The following is a 5,862-nucleotide window of genomic DNA, read 5'->3' on the forward strand; positions in this document are numbered from 1 at the left end:
CCCCGTGGCCGTCCGCCCCCGCCGTGCTCCCTACGAGCCACTCCTTAGCCCGAGGAGAGTGCACCATCAACGCGTCCAGCAGTCCTCCCGCCGTCGAACTGACCGGGATCACCAAGCGCTTCCCCGGTGTCGTCGCCAACCACGACATCCACATGTCCGTCCGCAAGGGGACCGTGCACGCCATCGTCGGCGAGAACGGCGCGGGCAAGTCGACCCTGATGAAGATCCTCTACGGCATGCAGAAGCCGGACGAGGGCACCATCGCCGTCGACGGCCAGGAGGTCGCCTTCTCCGACCCCGGCGACGCCATCGCCCGCGGCATCGGCATGGTCCACCAGCACTTCATGCTGGCCGACAACCTCACCGTCGCGGAGAACACCGTCCTGGGCAGCGAGAAGCTGTACGGGATCGGCGCGAAGGCCCGTGCCCGGATCAGGGAGATCTCCGAGGCCTACGGCCTGGGCATCCGCCCCGACGCCATGGTGGAGGACCTCGGGGTCGCCGACCGGCAGCGCGTGGAGATCCTCAAGGTCCTCTACCGCGGCGCCCGCATCCTCATCCTCGACGAGCCGACCGCCGTGCTCGTGCCGCAGGAGGTGGACGCGCTCTTCGCCAACCTCCGCGAGCTGAAGGCGGAGGGACTGACCGTCATCTTCATCTCGCACAAGCTGGGCGAGGTGCTCTCGGTCGCCGACGACATCACCGTCATCCGGCGCGGCACCACCGTCGCCTCCGTCGCCCCCGGCGACGTCACCGTCAAGCAGCTCGCCGAGCTGATGGTCGGCGCCGAGCTGCCCTCCCCGGAGACCCGCGACTCCACCGTCACCGACACCCCCATGCTGAGGGTGGACGGCCTCACCCTCACCGGCCACGACCCGGTCGACGGCGCCCGCACCATCCTGGACGACGTCTCCTTCACCATCCACAAGGGTGAGGTGCTGGGCCTGGCCGGTGTGGAGGGCAACGGCCAGACCGAGCTGATCGAGGCGCTGGTCGGCATCCGCCACGCCGACGGCGGGACCATCGTCCTCGGCGACGAGGACGTCACCGCCTGGCCCACCCGCCGACGCCGCGAGGGCGGTGTCGGCTACATCCCCGAGGACCGCCACCGCCACGGGCTGCTGCTGGAGTCCCCCCTGTGGGAGAACCGCATACTCGGGCACGTCACCGAGCCCCCCAACAGCAAGGGGCCCTGGCTGGACATCAAGGCCGCCCGCGCCGACACCGAGCGGATCGTCGCCGAGTACGACGTGCGCACCCCCGGCATCGACGTCACCGCGGCCTCCCTGTCCGGCGGCAACCAGCAGAAGCTGATCGTGGGCCGCGAGATGAGCCACGAGCCCCGGCTCCTGATCGCCGCCCACCCCACGCGCGGCGTGGATGTCGGCGCGCAGGCGCAGATCTGGGACCAGATCCGCACCGCGCGCCGCGCCGGCCTGGCCGTCCTGCTGATCTCCGCCGACCTCGACGAGCTGATCGGCCTGTCCGACACCCTGCGCGTGATGTACCGCGGCCGACTGGTCGCCGACGCCGACCCCGCCACGATCACCCCTGAGGCCCTGGGCTCCGCCATGACCGGCGCGGCCTCCGGCCGTCTCGACGACGAGGCGGCGGTCGAAGCCGCCGCCGCAGCCGCCGACGGGACCGCCGCCACGGGCCGGGACGGGGGAGAGGACCGATGAAGAAGTTCGACAAGGACCGGGTGGTCCTGGCCCTCGGCGGGCCGGTGCTGGCCATCGTCGTCGCCGTGCTGCTGACCTCGGTGGTGCTGGTCGCCTCCGGTCTCAACCCCGTCCAGCCGTACGTGCTGATGGCCGAGTACGCGATGCACGCCGACATCCAGGTGCTCATCGTCAACCAGGCCGCCACGTACTACCTGGCGGCGCTCGCGGTGGCCGTCGGCTTCCGCATGAACCTGTTCAACATCGGGGTCGACGGGCAGTACCGGCTCGCCGCGATGGCCGCCGCCGTCGTCGGCGCCTCGGTCACCCTGCCCGGCCCCCTGCACATCGTGCTGATCCTGGTCGTCGCGATGCTGGTGGGCGGCTTCTGGGCCGGTATCGCGGGCATCCTGAAGACCACCCGCGGGGTGAGCGAGGTCGTCTCGACGATCATGCTCAACTCCATCGCCACCAGCATCATCGCCTACCTCGTCCTGCCCGCCCAGTTCGGCGAGCAGCGCGGCAACAACCTCACCACCGGGCAGATCCCCCAGTCGGGCTGGTTCCCCGGCATCGACCTGGGCGCGGCCGGCGAGATCTACGGCTTCACCGCCGTCGCCGCCCTGTGCGGCCTGCTGTACTGGCTGGTCCTGAACCGCACCCGGTTCGGCTTCGACCTGCGCGCCACCGGCGCCAGCCCCAGCGCCGCCTCCGCCAGCGGCGTCGACGCCAGGCGCATGGTGCTCACCAGCATGCTGATCTCCGGCGCGGTCGCCGGCCTGGCCGGCATGCCCGTACTGCTCGGCGACGCCCACACCTACAGCCTGGACTTCCCCGCGGGCGTGGGCTTCACCGGCATCACCATCGCCCTGCTCGGCCGCAACCACCCCCTCGGCATAGCCTTCGGAGCGCTGCTCATCGCCTTCCTCGACAAGGCGTCGCCGACGCTCGACTACAACGGCTACGAGAAGGAGATCGCCACGATCATGCAGGGCCTGATCGTGATGGCGGTCGTCATCAGCTACGAGTCCGTGCGCCGCTACGGCCTGCGCCGCCAGCAGCAGAAGGTCGGCGAGGAACTCGCCGCCGAGGCCGCCGCCGCAGGCGAGGGCGACGGCACCGGTCCGAAGAACCGCAAGGAGGTGTCGGCATGAGCACCGTCCTCGACAAGCGGCCGGCCGCACAGCAGCCGAAGAAGCCCGTCCGCCGCCGGCTGACCCTGGCCGAGTGGATGCTCGTGATCGCGGGCCTGCTGGTGCTCGTCTCCGCCGTGCGGCTGATCACCGGGGCCCACGGCATCACCTCCGTCGGACAGACCTCCGCCGCCCTGCGGCTGGCCGTCCCCATCGGACTGGCCGGACTGGGCGGCCTGTGGGCCGAGCGGGCCGGTGTGATCAACATCGGTCTGGAGGGCATGCTGATCCTGGGCACCTGGTTCGGCGCCTGGGCCGGCGTCCAGTGGGGCCCGTGGACGGGCGTGGTCATGGGCATCGTCGGCGGCGCGCTGGGCGGTCTGCTGCACGCGATCGCCACCGTCAGCTTCGGCGTCAACCACATCGTCTCCGGTGTGGCCATCAACATCCTCGCCGTCGGCGCCACCCGCTACCTGTCCAGCTTCACCTTCGCCGAGATGGAGAGCGGCACCAGCAAGCAGTCCCCGCCCATCGAGTCGATAGGCCAGATCACCGTCCCCGGGCTGTCCGACGCGATGGCGACGCTCAACGCCAAGCACTGGTTCGTCGTCTCCGACGTCGCCGGGCTCGTGGGCGGACTGGTCACCAACCTCTCCCTGCTGACGATCGTGGCCGTCGCCATGATCCCGCTCAGCCGGTGGGTGCTGTGGAACACCGGCTTCGGCCTGCGGCTGCGCTCCTGCGGCGAGAACCCGATCGCGGCCGAGAGCCTGGGCGTCAACGTCTACAAGTACAAGTACATCGCCGTGATGATCTCCGGCGGCTTCGCCGGCATGGGCGGCGCGTTCCTCGCCGAGGTCGCCTCCAACATCTACCTGGAGGGCCAGACCGGCGGACGCGGCTACATCGGCCTCGCCGCGATGATCTTCGGCAACTGGATGCCGGGCGGCCTCGCCCTGGGCGCCGGCCTGTTCGGCTACACCGACAGCCTCAACCTGCGCGGCGGAGGCCAGAACGTCCACGCCCTGCTCCTGCTGCTGGCGATCCTGCTGGTCCTGGCCACCGCCTGGGCGGTCTACCGGAAGAAGTACCTGACCGGCGCGGTCGCGGCGGCCTGCGGCCTGGTGCTGTTCGTCTGGTACTCCTCGGTGGACGAGGTGCCCAGCCAGTTCGTCAGCGCCGCCCCGTACGTCGCCACGCTGCTGGTGCTGGCCATGTCCGCGCAGCGGCTGCGGATGCCCAAGGCCAACGGGCACGCCTACCGGAAGGGCGAGGGCAAGTAGTGAGCGACTCCCCTGCGACCAGCGCCGGCCGGGCCGACTGGCCGGCGCTGCGGGAGCGGGCCCGGGAGCTGATGTCCCGGGCCTACGTCCCGTACTCCAAGTACCCGGTCGGCGCCGCCGCGCTGGTGGACGACGGCCGGATCGTCGGCGGCTGCAACGTGGAGAACGCCTCCTACGGTGTCGGGCTGTGCGCCGAGTGCGGCCTGGTCTCGGAGCTGGCCGCCACCGGCGGCGGCCGGCTGGTGGCCTTCACCTGCTGCGACGGCCGCGGCGAGATCCTCATGCCCTGCGGCCGCTGCCGCCAGCTGCTGTGGGAGCACGGCGGTCCGGACCTGGCGGTCGACACCGCCTCCGGCGTCCGGCCGCTGTCCGACCTCCTGCCGGACGCCTTCGGCCCCGAGCACCTCGCCGACGCGGACGGCCCCACCGGCTCCACCGGCCCCTGACCCGCGCCCGGCGCGCCCGACCCCCAAGGAGCAACACCCCCCGATGGACGCCATCTCCGTCATCCGCACCAAGCGCGACCGGGGCCGTCTCAGCGGCGCCCAGATCGACTGGGTCATCGACGCCTACACCCGCGGCGAGGTCGCCGACGAGCAGATGTCGGCCCTGGCCATGGCGATCCTGCTCAACGGCATGGAGCGCGAGGAGATCGCCCGCTGGACCGCCGCGATGATCGCCAGCGGCGAGCGGATGGACTTCTCCTCCCTGCCCCGCCCCACCGCCGACAAGCACTCCACCGGCGGCGTGGGCGACAAGATCACCCTGCCGCTGGCCCCGCTGGTCGCCGCCTGCGGCGCCGCCGTCCCCCAGCTCTCCGGCCGCGGCCTGGGCCACACCGGCGGAACGCTGGACAAGCTGGAGTCGGTCCCCGGCTGGCGGGCGCTGCTGAGCAACGACGAGATGATGGACGTCCTGCGTTCGGTCGGCGCGGTGATCTGCGCGGCCGGCGACGGACTGGCCCCGGCCGACAAGAAGCTCTACGCCCTGCGCGACGTCACCGGCACCGTCGAGGCGATCCCCCTGATCGCCTCCTCGATCATGTCCAAGAAGATCGCCGAGGGCACGGGCTCGCTCGTCCTGGACGTCAAGGTCGGCTCCGGCGCGTTCATGAAGAACCTGGGCGACGCCCGCGAACTGGCCTCCACCATGGTCGGGCTCGGCACCGACCACGGGGTGCGCACCGTCGCCCTGCTCACCGACATGTCCACCCCGCTCGGCCTGACCGCGGGCAACGCCCTGGAGGTCCGCGAGTCGGTGGAGGTCCTGGCCGGCGGCGGCCCGGCCGACGTCGTCGAGCTGACGCTGGCGCTGGCCCGCGAGATGCTCACCGCCGCCGGACTGCCGGACGCCGACCCCGCCAGGGCGCTCGCCGACGGCTCGGCCATGGACCACTGGCGCCGCATGATCGCCGCCCAGGGCGGCGACCCGGACGCGCCCCTGCCCGTCGCCCGCGAGCGGCACACCGTGGCGGCCTCCGCCTCCGGCGTCCTGACGAAGCTGGACGCGTACGCCGTCGGCGTCGCCGCCTGGCGCCTGGGCGCGGGCCGCGCCCGCAAGGAGGACCCGGTGCAGGCCGGGGCCGGGGTGGAGCTGCACGCCAAGCCCGGCGACCGCGTCACCGCCGGGGCCCCGCTGCTGACCCTCCACACCGACACCCCCGAGCGCTTCGACTACGCGCTCGAAGCGCTCACCGGCGACGCGATCGAGATCGCCGGGGACGCCGAGGGCACCGCCTTCGAGCCCACCCCCCTGATCCTCGACCGCATCGCCTGACACTCGCCC

The 5,862-nt window shown here is 72.1% G+C and carries 5 protein-coding genes; all 5 read left to right on the plus strand.

Features of this window, described 5'->3' with window-relative positions:
• Window positions 1–65 precede the first annotated feature (65 nt).
• The 5 genes from L7D48_RS24480 to L7D48_RS24500 are packed head-to-tail and all read left to right on the plus strand — an operon-like array spanning window position 66 to window position 5,853.
• Window positions 66–1,682: an ABC transporter ATP-binding protein gene (locus L7D48_RS24480; RefSeq protein WP_237882568.1), complete on the plus strand. Its 1,617-nt coding sequence runs from the start codon at window positions 66–68 to the stop codon at window positions 1,680–1,682.
• Window positions 1,679–2,815, plus strand: coding sequence for an ABC transporter permease (locus L7D48_RS24485; protein ID WP_237882562.1), 1,137 nt, complete (start codon window positions 1,679–1,681; stop codon window positions 2,813–2,815). The genes L7D48_RS24480 and L7D48_RS24485 overlap by 4 nt, the downstream gene beginning before the upstream one ends.
• Window positions 2,812–4,077, plus strand: a complete 1,266-nt coding sequence (locus L7D48_RS24490) for an ABC transporter permease (RefSeq protein WP_237882564.1) — start codon at window positions 2,812–2,814, stop codon at window positions 4,075–4,077. The genes L7D48_RS24485 and L7D48_RS24490 overlap by 4 nt, the downstream gene beginning before the upstream one ends.
• Complete coding sequence (locus tag L7D48_RS24495) at window positions 4,077–4,523, plus strand: cytidine deaminase (protein WP_308312330.1); 447 nt, start codon at window positions 4,077–4,079, stop codon at window positions 4,521–4,523. Before L7D48_RS24490 ends, L7D48_RS24495 begins: the two co-directional genes overlap by 1 nt.
• 43 nt (window positions 4,524–4,566) lie before the next feature.
• Window positions 4,567–5,853, plus strand: coding sequence for a thymidine phosphorylase (locus L7D48_RS24500; RefSeq protein ID WP_237882566.1), 1,287 nt, complete (start codon window positions 4,567–4,569; stop codon window positions 5,851–5,853).
• Window positions 5,854–5,862: the final 9 nt, after the last annotated feature.

Origin of the sequence: Streptomyces sp. ICN903, from assembly GCF_022015835.1 — a bacterium.
Taxonomy (GTDB): Bacteria; Actinomycetota; Actinomycetes; order Streptomycetales; family Streptomycetaceae; genus Streptomyces; species Streptomyces fenghuangensis.